This window comes from Caulobacter sp. GW821-FHT09A05 (assembly GCF_059418465.1).
Map to the genome: position 1 here is coordinate 60541 of NZ_JBWKPX010000021.1, position 20676 is coordinate 81216.

At 67.8% G+C, this 20676-nt stretch carries 14 protein-coding genes; 5 read left to right on the forward strand and 9 right to left on the reverse strand.

The window, feature by feature from the left end; genetic code table 11:
- Positions 1–57 precede the first annotated feature (57 nt).
- Positions 58–1371 carry a M20/M25/M40 family metallo-hydrolase gene (locus tag AC07NX_RS18580; RefSeq protein WP_494643792.1) on the forward strand — a complete coding sequence of 438 codons (1314 nt, stop codon included), beginning with the start codon at positions 58–60 and terminating at the stop codon, positions 1369–1371.
- 311 nt (positions 1372–1682) lie between these two features.
- On the opposite strand, the gene AC07NX_RS18585 is transcribed toward AC07NX_RS18580, so the two are convergent.
- The 5 genes from AC07NX_RS18585 to AC07NX_RS18605 all read right to left on the reverse strand — a co-directional run bounded on the left by AC07NX_RS18585 (position 1683) and on the right by AC07NX_RS18605 (position 9780).
- Positions 1683–3194, reverse strand: a complete 1512-nt coding sequence (locus AC07NX_RS18585; RefSeq protein WP_494643793.1) for a tryptophan halogenase family protein — start codon at positions 3192–3194, stop codon at positions 1683–1685.
- Between the two features lie 56 nt (positions 3195–3250).
- Positions 3251–5320: a hypothetical protein gene (locus AC07NX_RS18590; protein ID WP_494643795.1), complete on the reverse strand. Its 2070-nt coding sequence runs from the start codon at positions 5318–5320 to the stop codon at positions 3251–3253.
- A gap of 73 nt (positions 5321–5393) precedes the next feature.
- Positions 5394–8162, reverse strand: a complete 2769-nt coding sequence (locus tag AC07NX_RS18595) for a TonB-dependent siderophore receptor (RefSeq protein ID WP_494643796.1) — start codon at positions 8160–8162, stop codon at positions 5394–5396.
- Positions 8163–8273: 111 nt separating this feature from the next.
- On the reverse strand, positions 8274–9224 hold the full coding sequence (locus AC07NX_RS18600; RefSeq protein ID WP_494643797.1) for a FecR family protein: 951 nt from the start codon (positions 9222–9224) through the stop codon (positions 8274–8276).
- Positions 9199–9780: an RNA polymerase sigma factor gene (locus AC07NX_RS18605; RefSeq protein WP_035073479.1), complete on the reverse strand. Its 582-nt coding sequence runs from the start codon at positions 9778–9780 to the stop codon at positions 9199–9201. The genes AC07NX_RS18600 and AC07NX_RS18605 overlap by 26 nt, the downstream gene beginning before the upstream one ends.
- Positions 9781–10146: 366 nt before the next feature.
- Here AC07NX_RS18605 and AC07NX_RS18610 point away from each other — a divergent pair, with 366 nt between their 5' ends.
- From AC07NX_RS18610 to AC07NX_RS18625, 4 genes are all read left to right on the forward strand, one after another.
- The gene (locus AC07NX_RS18610) at positions 10147–11742 is read left to right on the forward strand and encodes a flavin monoamine oxidase family protein (protein WP_494643798.1); all 1596 of its coding nucleotides are present in this window, start codon (positions 10147–10149) and stop codon (positions 11740–11742) included.
- A 2-nt stretch (positions 11743–11744) separates the two neighbouring features.
- Entirely contained in the window at positions 11745–12167 is a 423-nt protein-coding gene (locus AC07NX_RS18615; protein ID WP_494643800.1) for a c-type cytochrome, read from the forward strand.
- A gap of 506 nt (positions 12168–12673) precedes the next feature.
- Positions 12674–13018 (forward strand): hypothetical protein, encoded by a 345-nt coding sequence (locus AC07NX_RS18620; protein ID WP_494643802.1) that lies wholly within the window; start codon positions 12674–12676, stop codon positions 13016–13018.
- Positions 13011–14222 carry a patatin-like phospholipase family protein gene (locus tag AC07NX_RS18625; protein WP_494643803.1) on the forward strand — a complete coding sequence of 404 codons (1212 nt, stop codon included), beginning with the start codon at positions 13011–13013 and terminating at the stop codon, positions 14220–14222. Before AC07NX_RS18620 ends, AC07NX_RS18625 begins: the two co-directional genes overlap by 8 nt.
- A gap of 266 nt (positions 14223–14488) precedes the next feature.
- Here the strand turns inward: AC07NX_RS18625 and AC07NX_RS18630 are convergent, their stop codons facing one another.
- The 4 genes from AC07NX_RS18630 to AC07NX_RS18645 form a co-directional block, all read right to left on the reverse strand.
- Positions 14489–16465 (reverse strand): hybrid sensor histidine kinase/response regulator, encoded by a 1977-nt coding sequence (locus tag AC07NX_RS18630; protein WP_494643804.1) that lies wholly within the window; start codon positions 16463–16465, stop codon positions 14489–14491.
- A 361-nt stretch (positions 16466–16826) separates the two neighbouring features.
- Positions 16827–18332 (reverse strand): glycoside hydrolase family 32 protein, encoded by a 1506-nt coding sequence (locus tag AC07NX_RS18635; RefSeq protein WP_494643806.1) that lies wholly within the window; start codon positions 18330–18332, stop codon positions 16827–16829.
- A complete protein-coding gene (locus AC07NX_RS18640; RefSeq protein ID WP_494643807.1) occupies positions 18329–19705 on the reverse strand; it encodes a sugar porter family MFS transporter in 1377 nt (458 codons plus the stop codon). The genes AC07NX_RS18635 and AC07NX_RS18640 overlap by 4 nt, the downstream gene beginning before the upstream one ends.
- Entirely contained in the window at positions 19702–20664 is a 963-nt protein-coding gene (locus tag AC07NX_RS18645; RefSeq protein ID WP_494643808.1) for an ROK family protein, read from the reverse strand. Before AC07NX_RS18645 ends, AC07NX_RS18640 begins: the two co-directional genes overlap by 4 nt.
- Positions 20665–20676 lie beyond the last annotated feature (12 nt).

Below are 20676 nucleotides of genomic sequence, written 5' to 3' on the forward strand. Positions count from 1 at the left end.
CCCTTCCAGTTCGTATCGAAAGATCAATCGATGAAAACTCGCATGACATCGGCGGCCATGGCCGCCCTCCTCTGCGCCCTCGCCAGCCCGGCCCTCGCCCAGACCAAGCCGGCCCCGGCGCCGGGTGAGTTCGGCAATGTTCGCCCCCCGGCTCCGACCTCCCCCTTCGCCAAGCAGGCCAAGGCGCTGATGGCCAGCAAGCGCTTCAAGGTCGCCAAGGACGCCCTGGAGGCCGGGTACGACCAGACCGTGGCCGACATCGTCACCCTGACGGAGATCCCGGCCCCGCCCTTCGGCGAGACCGAGAAGGGCAAGGCCTATCTGGCCATGCTGGCCAAGGAAGGCCTGATCGATCTGGAAACCGACGCGGCCGGCAACGTCATGGGCCTGCGCAAGGGTACGGGCGGCGGCGGCCTGCTGGTGGTGGCGGCCCACCTGGACACCGTGTTCCCGGCCGGAACCAACGTGAAGGTCCGCCGTGAGGGCGACAAGCTCTACGCGCCCGGCGTCGGCGACGACACGGTGGGCCTGGGCTCGATCCTGGCCATCCTGCGCGCCATCAACGCCGCCGGGATCCAGACCAAGAGCGACATCCTCTTCGTGGGCGACGTGGGCGAGGAAGGCCCCGGCGACCTGCGCGGCATGAAGGAGCTGTTCCTCAAGGGGCGCTACAAGGACAAGATCGACGCCTTCATCTCGCTCGAACCCAGCGGCCCGACCGTCATCGTCAACGGCGGCGTCGGCTCCAAGCGCTACAAGACCACCTTCAAGGGTCCCGGTGGCCACAGCATGGGCGACTTCGGCACGGTCAATCCGGCCTTCGCCCTGGCCGACGCGGCCAAGCAGTTCGGCGAGTTGAAAGTCCCGAGCGATCCGCGCACGGTCTACAACATCGGCCTCCTGGAGGGCGGCACCTCGGTCAACTCGATCCCGTTCTCCGTCGCCATGACCGTCGACATGCGCTCGTCCGGCACGGCCGAGCTGAAGGCGGTCGAGGACGCCTATCTGGCCATCCTGCCCAAGGCCGTGGCCGCCGAGAACGCCGCCCGCTCGACCAAGCGCGGCGAGATCAGCCTCGACAACAAGATGGTCGGCGACCGGCCCGTGGGCGAGACGCCGATCTCGGCCCCGTTCGTGCAGCGGATCGCGGCCGTGGGCGACGCCCTGGGCAAGCCGATGGGCTATGTGGCCGGCTCGACCGACGCCAATATCCCGATGAGCCTCGGCAAGCCCGCCGTCACCCTCGGCGCGGGCTTCGTCACCTTCCGCGCCCACTCCCTGGAGGAAGGCATGGAGGTCAACAAGGCGCGCGATGTCGAGAGCATCGCCACGACCATGGCTCAAATCCTGATGGCCGCGACCCCGGAGTAGCTAGGACCCGAGCGGGCCCGATCGGGTTCGGGCCCGCTCACACCTCGCCCCTGATCGCCGCGCGATCTGCGCGAGGCGCGGCCGCCCTGCGCCATGCGCATGCGCCGTCGGGCAGACCCGATCGGGGCGTCTTCGTCGGCGAACGCCGCCTGGTATCGAAGACGGGACTCGCGATGGCCTTTTCAGGCCCTCGCCCGAAATCTTCCAGTCCGGATGGCGCCATCATCGGAACTTGGGCGCGCTCCAGGCGCCGGACATTCGGACGCCATGGCTTGGGACGGCGGTACGCAGATCGAAACGCGTCCCCCGGGCTAGCCACCGGGCTTGCTGGCCGATCGGACCAGTTCGTCAATCGCGGCGTCATGGCGAGAAAGCGTCGGCGCCGCGCGGGCGATGATCGACGCGATGTCATCCAGCTGTCGCAGGTTTCGCGCGGGATCGAGCGTGGCGGCCAACGGCGCGCACCCTTCGGCGGAAACGCCCTGCCCTTCCAGCACCGCCAGCCAGCTGGCTTCGCGAAAAAGCTCGTCGGGCGCCAGCATCAGGCGGCCGGAGCTGCGATAATGCGCCAGCTTGTCGATCAAGGTGTCAGGCAGCGCCATGGCGCGAGCCTGCCGCCATAAAGGCGTCTCATGCCCTTCGGTCGCGTGATAGTGCAGGATCAGAAAATCGCGAATTCCATCCATGTCGCGCGCGAACAAGGTGTTGAACTGGCGAGCCAGGCGGGGATCGCAATCACGGTCGGGAAACAGCGTGATCAGTTTCGCGATGCCGCTCTGGATCAGATGGATGCTGGTCGACTCGAGCGGCTCCAGGAAGCCCGACGACAGACCGATCGCGACGACATTGCCCCGCCAGCTTTCACGCCGAAACCCGGCCTTGAAGCGCAAGACGCGCGGATCGGCGAGCAGAGCGCCATCCAGGTTTCGCAACAGCGTCGCGGCCGCCTCGTCGTCGGACACCAAGGCGCTGGCGTAGACATAGCCGTTGCCGGTGCGATGCTGCAGGGGAATGCGCCATTGCCAGCCCGCCGGGCGCAGGGTCGACCGGGTGTACGGCGTGGTCTCGGCGACACGGGCGCAGGGCGCGGCCACGGCGCGGTCGCAGGGCAGCCAGTGTGACCAGTCCTGGAACGCGGCGTCCATCGTCTCGCCGATCAGCATCGCCTTGAAGCCCGAGCAGTCGATGAACAGCTCACCCTCGATCCGTGCCCCATCTTCCGTCGCCAACGCGGTGACAAAGCCGCTTTCCGGATCACGCTCGACTGTCGCGACCTTGCCTTCATGACGGATCACGCCGGCGGCCTCGGCCAGGCGGCGCAGATGCGCGGCATAGAGCGTCGCGTCGAAGTGATAGGCGTATCCCAGGGTCGAAAGGATCGAACGGGGATCGGCGACCGGCTTTGCAAAGCGGTTGGCCTCGGCCAGGGCCGTGGCCAACGAGAACGCCGCCAGGGGATGTTGGCCGCCGTCCGCGCGCGCCTTCAGCCAATGCTGATGAAAAGGGATCTGGTCCAGCTCGACGCCGTAGCGGCCGAACGGGTGGAAGTAGCGATGTCCAGGACGCCGCCAATCGACGAACTGGATGCCGAGCTTGAAGCTGGCCTGGGTCGCGCGCACGAACGCCGCTTCGTCGAGGCCGACCAACTCGTTGAACCAGTGGATCGTCGGTATCGTCGCTTCGCCGACGCCCACCGTGCCGATCGCATCCGACTCCACCAGGTCGATGCGAAGCGAGCGGCCAAAGCAGCGCGAGAGCGCCGCCGCGGTCATCCATCCGGCGGTTCCGCCGCCCAGGATCACGACCCGTGCGATGCAGTTCATGCGACCTCCCTTCCCGATCGAGGCTGGATGGAATTGGCCGATCTGCCGCCTCGCCTCTACTTCACGCCCGCGGCCTTGCCTGCCGGGGTCGGCTCGTACCGAGGGTGAACCCGCGCCGTCGGCGGCCGCACCGCCAGATAGACCGTGCTCCACAGCTGCGCGGCGTTTGATTCATCGGCGTCGGCCTTTCCGGCCCCGAAGGGCGCCACGATGTAACGCCCCTCGCGGAACGTCCAGGACCAGAGCTCCGAACTCTGTACCTCGCGGGTGGCGGTGATCGCCCGCCAAAGCGCGCCTTGGGCGACCGTCAGGTGATCACGCGTGGCCGCGGGAAGGTCGCGGCGGGCCAGTTGTCGTTCGATCCCCGCCGCCAGCAGCGCCTGCTGCCAGGACCAGACCACCGCGCCATGATAGGCGGCCGGGGTGAAACGCGTCCGGACCTCGGGGTCCGCGAACGCGGCGTTGGCCACCACCAGGCCGACATCGGTCATTAGCCCCGCTGGGAAGGGGCGCATGATCGCGGTGACGTAGGTGTCGAGATCCGCCGCCGATGGATGACCGAACAGCAGCGCGAAGCCCTCGTCGGAGTTCATGATCGGCACGGGCTTGCCCGTGGCCTCCAGTGACAGGGCGTGGAATAAGAGCGGCTTCTGGTCCAGGGCCCGCAGGGCCGGGGCCGCGGGAAGGTCCAGGCTGTGGGCGTAGGACCGGATCGACGCCGCGGCCTCGGCGGCCGGCAGTTCGATCCGGAACAGGGGGGGCGCCTTGGCGCGCCAGACCCGGGCCATGCGGGCGGCGTCGCCGAACAGCACGCGATCCTCGGCCGAGAGATAGGGATCCAGCAGGCCGGCGCGGAAGAGGCGGTCGGCCGCCTCGATCGCCGCCGGGACCAGGACGGCGTTGACGTCATAGGGGTAGACGCCGCCGCCCAGCCCCTCGTTGCTGTCCCGCCATTCTCCCGTCGTCCGTCCTGGCTTGATCGCGATCAGCGTTCCGACGGCGGGGGCATCGGCGAAGCCGCGGCTCTGGTTCAGCACGAAACGCAGGTTACTCACCAGCATGGCGCCGGTCGCCGCGCGGACCCCGGGCTGGCCCTCGCTCGCCAGGGGCTGGGCCAGCCAGGTCCGCGCCCTCGCCTGCCCGGGCCCCTGCAGGTAGTCCGCCGCGACCGCGCCGAGCATGTAGTCGTCGTCGACCATGCCGTAGTCGAGTTCGGCGGCGTCGCCGTCGCGCCCGGCCTTGCGGTTCTGGACGATGGCGAACTCGCCGATGCCTTCCTCGTGCGCCACCTCGCCGCTGGGCGACAGGCGCGCCAGCACCGAATTGAGGCCCGCCTCGACCGCCGCCGGCCGCAGGGCGGGCATCAGCAACCGCACCGACATCAGGGTGTCGCGGCCGAAATAGGTGTTGAAGCGCCAGGAGCCAGCGAGGAACTTCTCGCGATAGCTCAGGAAGGCCAGGGCGTTGCGCGCCGCCGGGTCCGCTGCCGCGTCGGCGTTCAGCAACTGCGCGATCGGCAGCGGCGTCAGCGGGGTGTCGCCGGTCAGCGCCGTGATCTCCAGCGCGACTCGTCCATCGGGCCCGGCGACGATGGCGCCCTGGTCGACGCGGCCGCCGATCACCCGGAGGACCAGCTCATAGCCAGGCCCGCCATCCAGGCGCGGGCGCCGCCAGGCGAGGGTGTCGCCGTCGATCGTGGGCTTGACCGCGACCTCGGCCGGAAAGTCGCCGACCGCCTGATAGTCCCGCAGATAGCGCACATTCGACAGAACCGCCTGCTTGGCGACCAGCCGTGGAGCGTCGAGGCTGGCGCGGACGATCACGCCGTTGAGCCCGCCGCGGTGGATGGGCCGGGGCGGCTGGTCCAGTCGCCAGGTGGCGGGATGGGCCGTGCGCTCGAACCACAGACCCACGCCGCTATTGCCGGCCGGAAAGGCGACGAGGATGCGGGGGTCCTCGCCGTTGCGCAGCAGCAGGTGGGCGGCGACGGTGTCTTCCCGGACGAAGGCGTTGAGGTTCTGGCCCTCGGTCAACTGGTAGGCCAGGTCGGGCGTCGCCAAGGCCTGGCCCGAGGCCGTCAGCGAGAGCAGGACGCCGACGACGGCCCATCGAAAATCTCTGAACATGCAGCCTCTCCAACCGCGCAAGGCGGCGGCGGAACGCTTTGCGCGTCCGCCGCCTTGCTCCTAGTCCCGCACCCTAGAAGCGGAGCGTGAGCGAGCCGCCATAGGTCCTGCCTACGATCCCGCGAGCGTAGAAATAGCCCGAGGAGGCGTTCTGGGTCTGACCCTGGCGGGGATTGCCTTCGGTCAGGCCGATGACGTCGAAGATGTTGTCGACGTTGAGATTGACCTGCAGATTGTCCTTCAGGTTCAGGGTGACGCCCGCGCTGGTGACGCCGTAGGACGGCAGCGCCACCCCATTGCCGGCGTCCGCGTAGATCTTGCCGACATACTTGTACCGGGCATAGATCTCGCCTCGGTCGTTGGGCAGCTTGATGGCCGGGGTGATCGTGAACAGCCGGGCCGGCGTCCGCTCGGGGCGATTGCCGTCATAGGTCGGCTGCGCCACGCCGTTCAGGCTCAGATTGTTGAGCGTCGGGTCCTGGAGTACGCCCGTGACGTTGACCGAGAGCCAGTCGACGGGCCGGACAAGGGCGTCGATTTCCACCCCCTTCGTCCGGAGGTCGGCCAGATAGCTGGTCTGCTTGGTGGGGTCGGACGGGTCGATGAAGTTGTAGAACTGGTTGTCGAAATTGGTCCGGAACACCGTCGCCGACGCGCTGAGGACGCGGCCGTATTCGAAGCGCACGCCGGCCTCGTAGAGCTCGATCTTGGTGATCGGATCGGTGTTGTTGGTCTGGAAGCCGTTGGCGTAGCGGCCATAGACCGAGAAGTGCGGCGTGAGCAGATAGCTGGCGCCGACGGTCCAGGCGACCTTGTCCTGCGTCTTGCGCTTCTCGGTATAGGTGCCGTCGAAGGTCGACCCCACGGTTCGCACCACGCCGATCACCCCGGGCTGCACCGGCTGGTTGACGGCCGCGGCGTTGCCCTCGAGATACCGGGCCTTGTCGCTCTCCCAGCGCACGCCGCCGTCGATGTGGATCTTGTCGCCGATCGCCAGTTCGTCGTTGGCGTAGAGCGACACCGACTTGTCGGTGCGTCGCCGCATGCCCGCTCCCCAGTCCCCGTATGACACCAGCCCGTTGTCGCTCAGCACGCCGATGACCTGGTTGTTCGCGTCGAGCGAGACGATGTCGTAGATGTCGCTGTTGGTGCGGACGTCGTTGACCACGGTCGCCACCGCCGACTGGTTCTGGCTGCGGCTGACGTCGTAATATTGGACGCCCCCGGTCAGCGAGTTCTTGAACCCTTCGCCCTGATATTCCCAGCGCGCCCCGATGTTGGAGCCGAAATCGTGACCTGACTGATAGTCGTGGTTGAGCGTCGTCTCCTGCAGGAAGCCGTTGCCGTTCAGGGCGTTCAGGGTCGCGACGTCGCTGGACGGGATGACCACGCCGGTCCGCAGGTTCTTGGCGCCGAAGCGCACCGTGGCCGGGTAGGCGGCCAGGCCCGCGGTGAGCAGGTTGTTGATCGGCGAGGTCGCGCCGGGGGTCAGGTAGTTCACCGCGCTGGTCAGGCCCGCATTGCCCGTGCCCGAGCCGGGGAAAAGGCCGTTGAAGTCGTCCTTCAGGTCCAGGTAGCGAGCGCGGGCGAAGACTTCGACGCTGTCGCTGAGGGGCCTTTCGAAGTCGATCCGCAACTGCCTGGTCTTGACCCGCACGCCCTCGCTGAGCCGGAAGTCACGGAAGCCGTCGCCTTCGACGAAGGTCGACACCGGCACGGAGATCCGGTTGAACGCGTCGCCGCCAATATTGCCGAACTGGGTGTCCAGGCCAGGAACGCCGCGCGGCTTGCCGTTGCTGTAGGCGTAGGGTTGGTCGGCGTAGTAGGCCGCCTTCATGTCGCCGATCTTGCCGGTCACCCGCAGGTATCCGCCCTCGTCGAAGCGATATTCCAGCATCGCCTTCAGGCGGTAGCCGTCGTAGTCGAAGGTGTTCTTGCGCACGCCGGGACTGCTCTGGACATAGCCGCCGACGTTGAACGCCAAGTTCTGGGCGATCGGCGCCGAGTAGTAGAAATCGCCGCGCTTGAGACCGTAATTGTAGCCCGTGGCCCGCACGATCCCTTCGGGCTTGTCGAAATTGGGCTTACGCGAGATGAAGTTGACCGTCGCGCCGGCCCCGTTGACGGTCAGGATCCCGGAGGTGCCGCCCTTGACCGCTTCGAGCCGGTCGATCGTGACGTCCTCCGAGAAGAAGAAGTCCGCGCCGCCGCCCTGATAGATGATCGGGAGGCCGTCCTCCTGCAACTGGATGAAGCGCTGGCCGCCGCCCTGCAGGCCGCGCACCGAATAGTTGTTCGACAGCTCGCCGGCGGTGCCCTCGACGAAGATGCCGGGCACAAGCTCCAGCAGGTCGGCGGTCGAACGCGGCGCCTTGCGCTCGATGTCGGCGCGCGACGCCAGGGTGATGTCCGCCGAGGCCGTGATCAGCGGGCGATTGCGCGAGGTCAGGCCCGTGACGACGACTTCCTGGACGGTCGTCTGGTCCTGCGCGGGCGCCGGGTCGCTGGCCGGGTTCGCCTGAGGGGACTGATCGAGCACCACCGTGCGGCCGTTGTTGGAGGCGACGGCGAGGCCCACGCCGTTCAGCAGGCGCGTCAGCCCCTCCTCGGCCGTGTAGGCGCCGCGCACGGCGTTGACGCGCTTACCCTGAACCGCCGCCTGAGGCGCCAGGATCTGCAAATCGGCCTGCTGGCCGAACTGGGGAATGCCGGTGACCGCCGGCTGGGCCGGGACATCGAACTTGCGCACCTGGGCCTGCGCCCCGGCGGCGGCCATCAGGGCCGTCGCGCCGGTCGCGAGCATCCAATAGGACCTGTTGTGGCTGTCACGCGTCGCCCGCATGCGCCCCCTCCCTCTGGGTTGGTTCAACGACGCTTCTTGGAGCGCCTATTTGAAACGATGCGCGGCCCCCTGGCTTCCGTCAGAAATCGCCGGTTTTTCTTTCCGAGGGTCTCAGCCGCCCCGAAGGACGATCGCCTCGTCACTGATGCTGACGCTGCCCTTGAACGTGGTCGCCGCCGCCTGGGCGAACCCCTCGGGATCGCTCGTGCGGAACCAGCCCACGAAGCGCGCGTCGGCCAGGCGCACATCGGCGATCTCGATCTTGCGCTTGTTGTAGCGGTTGAACTCGGCGGCCGCCTCGACCAGCGTCTGGCCGTCCAGGACGATCTGGCCGTCGCGCCAGGCCAGCTGCCGATTGAGGTCGACCTCGGCCTTGGGCGGCGTCAGGATGCCCAGGGTGTTGTCGGCGAACACCCGCTGGCCGGCGGAAACGCGACGAGGCGGGGTTTTGCCGCCCTTGGTCCAGACCTCGACGACGCCTTCGGTGACCAGGACGTCGCTGCCGGCCTCGCGCCTGCGTACGGAGAAGGCCGTACCGACCGCTCGCACGCGCACCGGCCCGCTCTCCACCACGAAGGGGCGCTCGGAATCCTTGGCCACCTCGAACCAGGCCTCGCCGCGATCCAGTCGCACGGCCCTCAGGCGGGGGCGCATGGCGACCTCAAGCGCGGAATCGGTGTTGATCGCGGCCATGGAACCGTCGGCCATCGGCAGGTGGCGGATTTCGCCCAGCGCGGTGCCATAGCGCCGGAAAAGCAGGCGTGGCGCGACCACGGCGACCGCGACGCCCGCCGCCAGCATCCCGAAGCCCGCCATCACGCTCCGGCGCGTGCCCGACTTTCCGGCGGCTTGATCCGCCGCTTCGACCGCGAAGACCTGGGCCCGATCAAGATGAAGCCACGCGGCCTCGGCCCGCGCATAGGCGCCCACCCGGCGCCGGTCGCCGGCCCACCAGCTTTCCAGGTCGGCGCGGACGGCGGGATCGTCTCCCTCACGATCGACGCGGACCACCCATCGGGCGGCGTCCGCCTCGATGTCAGCGGCGCTTTCGCGTTCGACCATCGGTCTTCTCTTTCGGTCCCTTGGCCCCGGAGGGGCGGTCCTGTTCGGTCATGGCCGCGAGGATGGCGCGCAGTCCCCTCACCGACTCGTTCTCCACGACGTGTTCGGTCACGCCCAGTCGCCGGGCGATTTCGCGCTGGGACACGCCTTCGATCTTGCGCATCTCGAAGATGCGTCGGCAGCGCTCGGGCAGTACGGCGATCAGCGAGCGGACTCGTTCGAGTTCCCGTCGCCCGGAAATCACGCGTTCGGCCGAGGGGGCGTCGTGCATGAGATTGAGAGAGTCCATCTCGCTGACGGTCTCGATCCGGACCACACGGGCGCGTCGAATTTGCTCCAGCGCGACATTGCGGGCGGTCTGGAAGAGATAGGAGCGCGGCTGGTCGACGTGGTCGATGTGGGTCAGGCCGGCCAGGCGGCAATAGGTTTCCTGAATGATGTCGTCGACGTCTCCGGCGACGGCGAACGAGCGCCGCAGCCAGGCGCGCAGGTCCCCTTCGTGGGGGAGAATCTCCCGCCCCAGCCAGGCCACGACGCGCGCGCGTCCCTCCGACATTCTCCCTCGCCCATTGTCTGGTCTTCACTATCAGCGATGCACGGGCGGAGATTTTCCGTCAAACATCCGTCTCGGTGAGCCGAAAGCCGCGCATACCGGACCAGCCTCGCGCCGCCTGACGTCATGGCCTCGTCGAGGCGCGATTTACCAAGCGTTTGACACGCTCTTCCATCCGGCCGCGACACGCCAGACGCCTCCACCCTGCCTGCACAGTTCGCGCGCAATCCGATCCCGCGGGCGCCGATAAATCGGAGCGTTGCAGGCGACCTGCCGGCTGGCGCCCCGCCAACCCTCGCCGCGGCGCCCTCCCCTGCTAGCCCTTAGCGGCGCCGCCGGTTTCGACGGTTCAGTAGGGAACGGGCTTCCATGGTTTCGGGTGTAAGGACGCCAACGCGGCGTCAGCTGTTGTCCGCCATCGCCAAGGTCGGCGGAACGGCGGCGTTGTATCAGGCGATGACCACGCTGGGCCACGCGGCCGAGACCCAATTCCACGGACCGCCCAACCTGCAGGGCGCGCGGCCGGGGGCCAAGGTGATCGTGCTGGGCGCGGGCCTGGCGGGCATGCTGGCCGCATTCGAGCTGCGCAAGGCCGGCTATCAGGTCCAGATCCTGGAGTTCCAGAACCGGGCTGGCGGCCGCAACTGGTCCCTTCGCGGGGGAGATGTCTATACCGAACTGGGCGGCGCGACCCAGAAGGTCGGATTCTCGCAAGGCAACTACCTGAACCCCGGCCCCTGGCGGATCCCGCACCACCACCGGACCCTGCTGCACTACTGCAAGCAGTTCGGCGTGGCCCTGGAGCCGTTCATCCAGTTCAACCATTCGGGCTGGGTCCACTCGTCCCAGGCCTTCGGCGGCAAGCCGGTGCGCTTCAACGCCGCCGCCGCCGACTTCGAGGGCAACATCGCCGAACTGCTGGCCAAGTCGGTCAACGCCAAGGCCCTGGACGAGGCGGTCACGCAAGAGGACCGCGACAAGCTGCTGGAGGCCCTGAAGGGCTGGGGCATGCTGGACAACGACTACAAGTATTCGGCGTCCTTGCGGGCCTCATCGCACCGCGGCTTCGAACGGCCGGGCGGCGGCGGCGTGGACGGCGCGCCGATCCCGTCCAAGGACCTCTACAGCCTGCACGACGTGCTGGACCCGCAGGTCTGGACCTCGATGGCCTTCTTCATGGGCCACGAGATGCAGACCACCATGTTCCAGCCGGTGGGCGGCATGGACATGATCGGCAAGGCCTTCGCCAGGCAGGTCGACGGCCTGATCACCTACGGCGCCAAGGTCAGCCAGATCGCCCAGGACGACAAGGGCGTCACGGTCAGCTTCACCGACGTCGCGACCGGCAAGGCCAGCGAGGCCAAGGCCGACTGGTGCGTCTGCACGATCCCGCTGGGCATCCTCGGGCAGATGGACCTGCAGGTGACCGACGAGATGATGGCCGCGATCAAGGCCGTCCCCTATTCCGGCCAGGTCAAGATCGGCCTGGAGATGAAGCGCCGCTTCTGGGAGGAGGACGATTTCATCTACGGCGGCCACAGCTTCACCGACCAGGAGATCGCCCTGATCTCCTACCCGAACAACAACATGTTCAAGGACGGACCGGCGGTGCTGCTGGGCGCGTTCGCCCGCGAAATGGGAGCCTATCGCCTGGCCGGCATGACGCCCGAGCAGCGGATCGAGGCGGCCTTGACGCAAGGATCGGTGATCCATCCGGGGAGCTATCGCAAGGAATTCGCCAGCGGGGCTTCGGTGGCCTGGAGCCGGGTGCCCTGGACCCTGGGCTGCTGCGCCCGCTGGAGCGACGACGCCCGCAAGGAGCACTACCAGACCCTGGTCGGCATGGACCGCCGCATCGTCCTGGCCGGCGAGCACGCCAGCTATATCGGCTGCTGGATGGAAGGCGCGCTGCTGTCGTCCATCGACGCCATCACCCGTCTGCACAAGCGCGCGCTGGAGGCCTGAGCATGAAGACGATCCTCTTCGCGGCGGCGGCCGTTTCACTGCTGGCCGTTCCCGCCATCGCCCAGACCCCGCCCAGCGGCGACACCGGCGGCGGCGTCGTCCGCGCGCCCAAGCCCGTCACCGGCGAGCAGGTCTATGGCGCGGTCTGCCAAGCCTGCCACATGGCCGACGCCAAGGGCGCGGCCGGAGCGGGGACCATCCCGGCGCTGGCATCCAATCCCAAACTGGCCGGCGCGGCCTATCCGATCATGGTGGTGACCGGCGGCAAGGGCGCGATGCCGGGCTTCGTCGGGACGCTGAGCAACGCCCAGATGGCCGAGGTGCTGACCTATGTCCGCACCCACTTCGGCAACAGCTACGCCAAGCCGGTGACCGAGGCGGACGTGGCCAAGCTGGCCAAGCCGCCGGCGGCGGGAGGGCACTGAGGGGTAGATGCTCTCCCCTGGGGGAGCTGTCACGAAGCGACTGAGGGGGCCATCTCGGCATGGGCCGAGTCGCCCCTCCGGGCCTCCTCCTCCAGCGGGGGAGGATCAGCCCTCCACCAACGGCGTGATCGTCTCCAGCAGCCACGACCTCGGCCCGCCTTCGGAAGGCAGGCTCCAGGGCAGATCGACATGATCCGGCCACATAGATGCTGCACCGCACCATAGCTGGGCGGAGATCCGCCGCCCTCGCCTTGGCCTCTCCTCGCTTGTCGAAGGATTCCAGATGCGCCTGCCCCTTATTCCCCCCTCCGACCTCACCTCTGAGCAACGACGCCTCTATGACGACATGCGTCAGGGCATCGCCGGCCATTTCAACGCCTTCAAGGTCGAGCGCGAGGATGGCGCCCTGATGGGCCCCTGGAATCCCTGGCTGCACGAGCCGGGGATCGGCAAGGCGATCTGGGACCTGACCCTGGCCATGACCGCCAACGCGGTGCTGCCCGACAATGTCCGGCAGGTCGCCATCCTGGTGGTCGGGGCGCGCTACGACGCCGCCTACGAGATCTACGCCCATATCGCCGTGGCCGAGCGCGAGGGCATGCCGGCCGAGCCGCCTGGCCACCCTGGTCGCCGACCTGAAACCCAACGACCTGGCGCCGGACGAGAGCGTCGCCTTCGATGTCGCCTATGCGCTGAGTCGGGGCGGCGTCCTGCCCGAGCCGCTCTACGTCCTGGCGGTCAAGACCTTCGGCCAGCATGGCGCCAACGAATTGATCTATCTGGTCGGGCTCTATGCCCTGGTCTCGGTGACGCTGAACGGCTTCAACGTTCCGGTTCCCGAACGTGAGTAGCAAGCTCAGCTCCAGGCGCCGAGGAGCCGTCGCCCCGCCCGAACAGCCCAAGCCCAACGCCACCGCCTTCGAGAGCGTCGCCCTGCTGCTGCAAGGCGGCGGGGCGCTGGGCGCCTATCAGGCGGGGGTCTATGAGGCCCTGCTCGACGCCAATGTCGAGCCGACCTGGATCGCCGGCATCTCGATCGGCGCGATCAACAGCGCCATCATCGCCGGCAATCCTCGTGAGATACGCGTGGCTCGGCTGCGTGAGTTCTGGGAACTGGTCAGCCAGCCGCATGACGGCGGCTGGGGCAGCCTGTGGACCGACCTGCTGAACGGCGACATGGCGCGTTCCTGGGTCAATCAGCTGGCGGCCGGCCAAATCATGGCCAAGGGCGTGCCAGGCTTCTTCAAGCCCCGCGCGCCACCGCCGTTCCTGACGCCCGCTGGCCTGCCCGGCGCGACGAGCTGGTACGACACCGCCGCCCTCAAGCCCACCCTGGAGCGGCTGGTCGACTTCGACCGGATCAACGCCAGGACCATGCGCTTCAGCGTCGGGGCGGTGAACGTCCGCACCGGCAACTTCGCCTATTTCGACAATGAAACCGACATCATCGGCCCCCAGCACATCATGGCCAGCGGCGCCTTGCCGCCGGCCTTCGACGCCGTGGAGATCGAAGGCGAGTTCTACTGGGATGGCGGACTGGTCTCCAACACCCCGCTGGACTGGGTCTTGTCGGCGCGATCGGATCTGGACACCCTGATCTTCCAGGTCGACCTGTGGAGCGCCCAGGGCGTGCTGCCGCGCGACCTGCCCGAAGTGGCGGTGCGGATGAAGGAGGTGCAGTTCTCCAGCCGCACGCGATCGGCGACCGACAGCTTCAAGAAACTGCAGAGGCTGCGCGCGGCCTTCAACGAACTGTACGCCCAGTTGCCGCCCGAGCTGGCCGCCACGCCCCAGGCCCGCCTGCTGGCCGAGGCATCCGACCCCGCCGTCTACAACATCGTCCAGCTGGTCTATCGCTCGGCCACCTATGAAGGTCAGTCCAAGGACTATGAATTCTCGCGCCGGACCATGGAGGAGCACTGGGCGGCGGGTCGTCGAGACGCTCTGGCCACCCTGTCCCACCCCGAGGTTCTGGTCCCGCCCACGGCGGCCCATTCGGTCCAGACCTTCGATTTCGTCACGCCCAAACCTGCCCCCTCTTCCGCAAAGGATTGACTGCGCGAGCCAGCCCAACGGCCTGCAGGACAAGGTCGCCGTCGTCACTGGCGCCGCCAGCGGCATCGGCAAGGACATCGCCAAGGAATTCCTGGCCCACGACGGCGAGTTCACCAGGGTGGACGACGTGGCGCATGGTCGTGTTCCTGGCCGGCAGTAGGACTGCCAGACCACGGGCGCGACCTTATCGGTGGGACATGGCCACGCCGATCGCATCGGGGCCAAAGCAACGAAAAACAAGGCCCAGGGACGGTCTCGCGGGACGACTAGGCCAGCTGATGGCTCCCGGCTTCCAGCTCCGGGCAGGCGGAGAGCACCTCGTCCATCGCCGACAGCAGACGGGCCGCCTCGATGGGCTTGCCAAGGTGACGGTCGGCGCCGGCTTCGAAACTCGCGCGAAGGTGCTCGGGCAGGACGTTGGCGGTCAGCATGATCAGAGGACATGCGCGCCGGTGCAGGCGCTGCTCCAGGGCCCGGATCTCCCGAGTCGCGCTCAACCCATCCATGACCGGCATCTGCATGTCCATCAAGACGAGGTCGAACGGCGCTGAGGCGAAGGCTTCGAGCGCTTGACGGCCGTCACATACGGACACCAGCTCCACCCCGATCTCCTCGAGGATGAGTTCGATGACCTTGCGATTGACCGGATGATCCTCGGCGAGCAGCACCCGGATCGCGCGAGCTCTCCGAGCGGGCTGCTCCGCCGCCCGGGCGGCTTGCGCCGTTGCGAGCGATAGCGCGAAGGCGAAGGACGAGCCCTCGCCGACCACGGACGAGGCGGCCAACTCGCCGCCCATGGCTCGGACCAGCTCGACACAGATCGACAGGCCGAGGCCTGAACCGCCGTAACTGCGGGTTATGGAGTCGTCGGCCTGGGCGAACCGGTCAAAGATGCGCGTCTTGGCCGCCGCATCGAAACCGATGCCGCTGTCGGAGACCACGAACTCCCATGCGCCCTCTCTGTTCGTGCAATCCAGTCGCACTCTGCCCGCATGCGTGAACTTGACCGCGTTGCTGAGCAGGTTGCCGAGCACCTGGCGCAACCGTACCGGATCGCCGATCACCCAATGCTCCTCCGAGGGGCCAGAAACCTCGTAGGAGAGGTCCTTGGCCTCCGCCGCGGGTCGGTGCAGGTCTCCCACTTCGCGCACCAGACCGGTGAGCTCGAACGGTTCGCGAGAGATCCGCATCGCCCCCTCTTCCGAGCGCGCCAAATCCAGGACATCGCTCAACAGCGCTTCGAGCGTACGGGCCGCGCCAGTCATCGCTTTCAGGATGTCGGCCTGATCGTCGGCCAGACGCGTGCGGGACAACACGTCGCCCAGGCCCAGAATACCGTTCAGCGGGGTGCGGATCTCGTGGCTCATATTGGCCAGGAAGCGCGTCTTGGCTTCGCTCGCCACGCGCGCCTGATGCAAGGCCTCGCGATCGGAGATGTCGCGGACGATGGCGCCGACCATGATCCGTTCGTTGTCACGCCATATCGACAGCGACAGGCTGGCCGGGAATTCTTGGCCGTCGCGGCGCAACGCCGGAACCTCGACAGCGCCGTTGAGCGTTGGCGGCCCGCCGTTGCAGAGCCGTGCGAACCCGCGATCATGACTCGCCCGCAACTGTGGCGGGATAATCATCCGTAGAGGTTGGCCCAGGGCCTCGCGCGGGCTGTAGCCGAATATGGCTTCGGCCGCAGCGTTCCAATGCATGATGACCTGGTTTTCATCAACGATCAGGACGGCGTCGGACGTGCCGTCGAACAACTGCGAGAGGAAGAGCTTGTCACGGCGCGTTTCCAGTCGCTCGCCAACCATCCGAGCCAAGATCTCCAGTTGGGCGAGCTGCGCGCCCGAGAAGGTGCGCGGGGCGAGGCTGGTGACGCAAACCGCGCCCACCACATGGTCTTGAACAATGACCGGCGCCCCGGCATAGGCGCCGACATAGTCGATGTGAGAAAAATCGGCGTGGCGCGCGACGTCTTCCACGACAAACGCCCGTCCGGTTCGAACGACGCGGTCGCAAAAGGCTCCAGACCTGGGCAAGCGTCGCGCTGGAACCCCGGCGGCGGCCTTGAACCACACTTGGTCGGCGTCAACGAAAGACACGAACCCGGTGTCGCCCGCCGTGGCCCCGCGCGCGGCTTCGGCGATCAAGTCGAAGACCGCTTCCCGCGTCGAGCTCGCAAGCCCCAGCGACTGCAGGATGGCTAGGCGTTGACCCTCGTCAGGGAAATCATCTTGATCCACCATCGGCCCTCCATGGCCGAGCATGATGGGCGGCGAAGCTTGCGCAACTCTTGCCGTGCCATGGGATCGATTGTCGCAGCAACGAACAGCCAGCCGGGCGTACGGCTCAGATCACCCGCAACCCGCGGGCGCCCGACAACCAGGGCCAACAGCACCGGTCCGCGGAAATCCAGGAGGACCTTGGCCAAGGCGATGGCGCATCCCTTGACGGAACAATCGCGGCCAGGCCGGCGAAGATTCTTGGAAACTCGAAACCGCAGGAGAAGCCGATGTCCTCCGAACGGCCGCCGCCAGACCAAGGGGGAGAGCTTGGCGCCGCGAGACGCGGCTACCCTGCAGCGCCCACATCTCGCATGGCATCGGCTCAGCGGGCCTTAGGCTTGACTAAGGTCCATGCGTCCAGCTTCCGGATCGTCGCCGCCCCGCCCCGCGCGCTCGCCGACCATTTCAAGTCGCCGCCGCCGGGGAAGAAGCGATCGGTGATCGTCGCCGCGCCATCGTTGACGTAGAGCTCGATGATCGATTGATCGACGAGCACGCGCAGGCTGACCTTGCCGCCCCTGAGATCGACGGGCGCGGCGTGGCGTCCGGTGAAGCTGCCGTGGAAGCGCGGGCCCGAACGCGAGCGGTCGATGAAGACTTCATTGGCGGCCGGCGTCACGCCGATCACCGTCTGGTAGCCTTTGGCGTCGGTCAGAGTGAGGGCCACCTGCTCGGCGGCGCCGACATCGACATCGAGCTTTAGCTCGACGGCGCCGCCCGCCGCCGGCAGGGCGACCGGCTTCTCGCCGAGACGGATACGCCGGGCCGTCCCGTGACGGGTCCGCCACCGCTTGAGTTCCGTCACCGGGGCCTGGGCGATGCGATAGCCGTCCGCCGTCTTGAGCAGCCGCACCGTCCGCGGAACCGACATCAGGCCACGCGCGGGGTCGGCCGGGATGTCCTGCGCATAGTCCCAGTTGTTGGCCCAGCCGATCCAGATGCGACGCGGATCGTTGGCGGGCATGTCGTTCCACGAAACCGCCGCGTAGAAGTCCGCTCCCCAGTCCATCCAGCGCGGCGCGGCGCCCCAGTTCGCGACCGGGGTGAACCGGACGCCGTCGAAATCGCCGACAAAGTATTGCCCGCCCGAACCTCCGGCGACCGCATCGTCGCCGAGATTGACGCTCAGCACCCAGCGTTTCTCGCCGGGCCGGCCGCCTTCGACGGGAAGCTCGAACAGGTCGGGACATTCCCAGTTCTTGCCGCGCGCGCCCTGCGGACCAAAGTCGCTGGCGTGGGTCCAGTCCTTGAGATTGGACGAGGTGTAGAACGACACCCTGTTCTCGGCCGCGAGGACGACCGCCATCACCCATCGCCGGGTGGCCGCGTGCCAGAAGACCTTCGGATCGCGAAATTCCGTCGAGCCGATGTCGAGCACCTTGCCATGGACCGTGAAGGTCCGCCCGCGATCATTGCTGTAGGCCAGGTATTGCGACTGGTTCTTCGTCCGCGGATCAAAGCCCGTGTAGATCGCGACCATCGGCGGTCGGCCGCCCTCGCCGAAACCGCTGGTGTTGTTCCAATCGATCACCGCGCTTCCCGAAAAGGCCATCACCTCGGTCTCGGGAATCGCGACCGACAGCTCTTCCCAGGTGGTGAGGTCACGGCTCACCGCATGGCCCCAGCTCATGTGCCCCCAACGGTCGCCGTGGGGATTGTACTGGAAGAACAGGTGATACTCGCCGTCGTAGTGGACGAGACCGTTGGGGTCGTTCATCCAGTTGCGCGCCGGCGCGAAGTGATAGGCCGCGCGGGGATCGGCCGCCGGTTCGGCGGCGGCGACCGGCGAGACCATCGTCGCGGCCGCCATCAGCATCGCAACGATCATTGGCCGGCCCTTTCCAGGTTCATGTCCTCAAGCGCGACGCCATTGGTCTCGGGCATCACCTTCCACACCCAGAAGAACTGCAGCAGCATCGTCGCGCCGAAGAAGGCGAACACCCATCCGCCGACGTGGGTCGCGAACACCGGGAAGGCCCAGGTGATCGCGGCCGCCATCACCCAGTGGGTGGTGCTGCCCAGCGCCTGGCCCTTGCCGCGCACGGTGTTGGGGAAGATCTCGGAGATGAAGACCCAGATCACCGCGCCCTGCGAGATGGCGAAGGCGGCGATGAAGCCCAGCAGCCCGACCAGCACCAGCGCGCCGTTGGGCGCCTTGCTTTCGAACTGCCAGGCGACGAGGAACAGCGCCGCGGCGGTGGCGATCGACCCGAAGAACAGCAAGGGGCGACGGCCGAAGCGGTCGATCAGGAACATCGCGGCGATGGTGAAGACCAGGTTGGTGCCGCCGATCGCGATCGATTGCAGCATCGCGCTGTCGGCGGCCGCGCCGCTCAGCTCGAAGATGTGCGGCGCGTAGTAGAGCAGCGCATTGATCCCCGAGAGCTGGTTGAACATGGCGATCGCGATGGCGCAGGCGACGGGGAACGAGTGCGCCCGGGCGAACAGCTTGCCCGTCGAGTGACTGGCGGCGATGTCGCGGGCGGTCGCCTCGCGCATATGGCGCATATCCTCGGCGGGGTCAGGAAAGCCCAGCTGATCCATGACTGTAAGGGCCTGGGCGTCACGGTCGGCCGAGACCAGCCAGCGCGGGCTTTCCGGCAGGACCAGCGTCACGGCCAGGAACAGGGCCGAAGGCACGGTGACGATGCCGAACATCCATCGCCAGGCGATGTCGGGCGAAACCAACCCGGCGACGACATAGTTGGAGATGAAGGCCAGCAGAATGCCGAACACGATGTTGAGCTGGTTGAGCGCCACCAGCCGACCGCGCACGTGGGGCGGCGAGACCTCGGCGATGTAGATCGGCGCGATGACCGAGGCCGCGCCGATCGCCAGGCCGCCCAGGAAGCGGAAGGCCAGGAACACCGGCCAGGCCTCCGCCAACGCCGTCCCCAGCGATGACACGACATAGGCGATCGCGACCGCCAGCAGCACGGGCTTGCGGCCGAAGCGGTCGGCGGGCGAGCCCGCGACGAGCGCCCCGACGATCGTGCCGATCAGCGCCGAGGCGACGGTGAAGCCGAGGTGGGCGTCGCTGAGCGCGAAGCGCTCCTGCAGCGCCGAGGTGGCGCCGGAGATCACCGCGGTGTCCAGTCCGAACAGCAGGCCGCCGAGCGCCGCGCCGGCCGCGCTCAGGATCGTGATGACGGTCACACGCTTGTGCACGCGCGCCGCCGTAGCCAGGGGCTTGTCGCTCATGAGATCAGGCTTTCTGTCTTGGAGGAGTCCAGGGCCCCGACCGCCCAGTGCATCGGCCATCGGCCGGCGACGAGGCGGTAGGCGAGCGCGAGCGCGCCGGTGAAACCGGCCGACGCGCCGGCGGTCGGCCGGGCGATATAGTCGGTCGGGTCGAGGTCGCGAAGGCTGGCGTCATAGCCCGCGAGCTTACGCACAAGCGCCTCGCGAACCAGTCCGTACATGGCTGGCCGCATCACCCCGCCCCCGACGATGATCCGGTCGGGCCGCAGCGTGTAGGTCAGGGTCGCGCAGAGTTCGGCGACATAGTGGGCCGCCATCGGCCAGGCCGGGTGGGCGTCGGGGAGGTCTTCGGCGGGCGCGCCCCATCGCGCGTGCATCGCGGGCCCGCACGCCAGGCCTTCCAGGCAGTCGCCGTGATAGGGGCAGACGCCCGGGAACTCGGCGTCGCCCGGGGCGCGCACCACGCGGATATGCCCGGCTTCGGGATGGTTGGCGCCGTTGTGCGGCGCGCCGTTGATCAGGAGGCCCACGCCGATCCCAGTCCCGACGGTGACATAGCAGAAGGTGTCCAGCCCGCGTCCGCCGCCGAACAGCAGCTCGCCGACCGCGGCGGCGTTGACGTCGGTGTCGAGCGCCATCGGGACCCCCAATGTCCGCCGGAAATGGCCCAGCAGGTCTGCGCCGGGCCAGCCCGGCTTGGGCGTGGAGGTGATGCGGCCATAGTCGCTGGCGGTGGGTCTCAGCGACAGCGGCCCGAAGCCGCCGATGCCGAGCGCGGCGATCGGTCCATGGCGTTCGGCGGCCCGGATGAAAAAGTCGCTCGCGGCGCTCAGCGTCTGGGCCGGCGTGGTGGTCGGGATACGGATCTGGTCGAGAATGGCGCCGTCCTCGTCGGCGACGCCGCACAGGAACTTGGTCCCTCCAGCCTCGATACCGCCAGTGATAAGAGGAGACGCCATTCGAAGAACCTT

Excerpts from the sequence above, each read along its gene's own strand:
- AC07NX_RS18580 (WP_494643792.1), top strand. The coding sequence starts at position 58 with ATGGCCGCCCTCCTCTGCGCCCTCGCCAGCCCGGCCCTCGCCCAGACC.
- AC07NX_RS18585 (WP_494643793.1), bottom strand. The coding sequence starts at position 3,194 with ATGAACTGCATCGCACGGGTCGTGATCCTGGGCGGCGGAACCGCCGGA.
- AC07NX_RS18590 (WP_494643795.1), bottom strand. The coding sequence starts at position 5,320 with ATGTTCAGAGATTTTCGATGGGCCGTCGTCGGCGTCCTGCTCTCGCTG.
- AC07NX_RS18595 (WP_494643796.1), bottom strand. The coding sequence starts at position 8,162 with ATGCGGGCGACGCGTGACAGCCACAACAGGTCCTATTGGATGCTCGCG.
- AC07NX_RS18600 (WP_494643797.1), bottom strand. The coding sequence starts at position 9,224 with ATGGTCGAACGCGAAAGCGCCGCTGACATCGAGGCGGACGCCGCCCGA.
- AC07NX_RS18605 (WP_035073479.1), bottom strand. The coding sequence starts at position 9,780 with ATGTCGGAGGGACGCGCGCGCGTCGTGGCCTGGCTGGGGCGGGAGATT.
- AC07NX_RS18610 (WP_494643798.1), top strand. The coding sequence starts at position 10,147 with ATGGTTTCGGGTGTAAGGACGCCAACGCGGCGTCAGCTGTTGTCCGCC.
- AC07NX_RS18615 (WP_494643800.1), top strand. The coding sequence starts at position 11,745 with ATGAAGACGATCCTCTTCGCGGCGGCGGCCGTTTCACTGCTGGCCGTT.
- AC07NX_RS18620 (WP_494643802.1), top strand. The coding sequence starts at position 12,674 with ATGTCCGGCAGGTCGCCATCCTGGTGGTCGGGGCGCGCTACGACGCCG.
- AC07NX_RS18630 (WP_494643804.1), bottom strand. The coding sequence starts at position 16,465 with ATGGTGGATCAAGATGATTTCCCTGACGAGGGTCAACGCCTAGCCATC.
- AC07NX_RS18635 (WP_494643806.1), bottom strand. The coding sequence starts at position 18,332 with ATGATCGTTGCGATGCTGATGGCGGCCGCGACGATGGTCTCGCCGGTC.
- AC07NX_RS18640 (WP_494643807.1), bottom strand. The coding sequence starts at position 19,705 with ATGAGCGACAAGCCCCTGGCTACGGCGGCGCGCGTGCACAAGCGTGTG.
- AC07NX_RS18645 (WP_494643808.1), bottom strand. The coding sequence starts at position 20,664 with ATGGCGTCTCCTCTTATCACTGGCGGTATCGAGGCTGGAGGGACCAAG.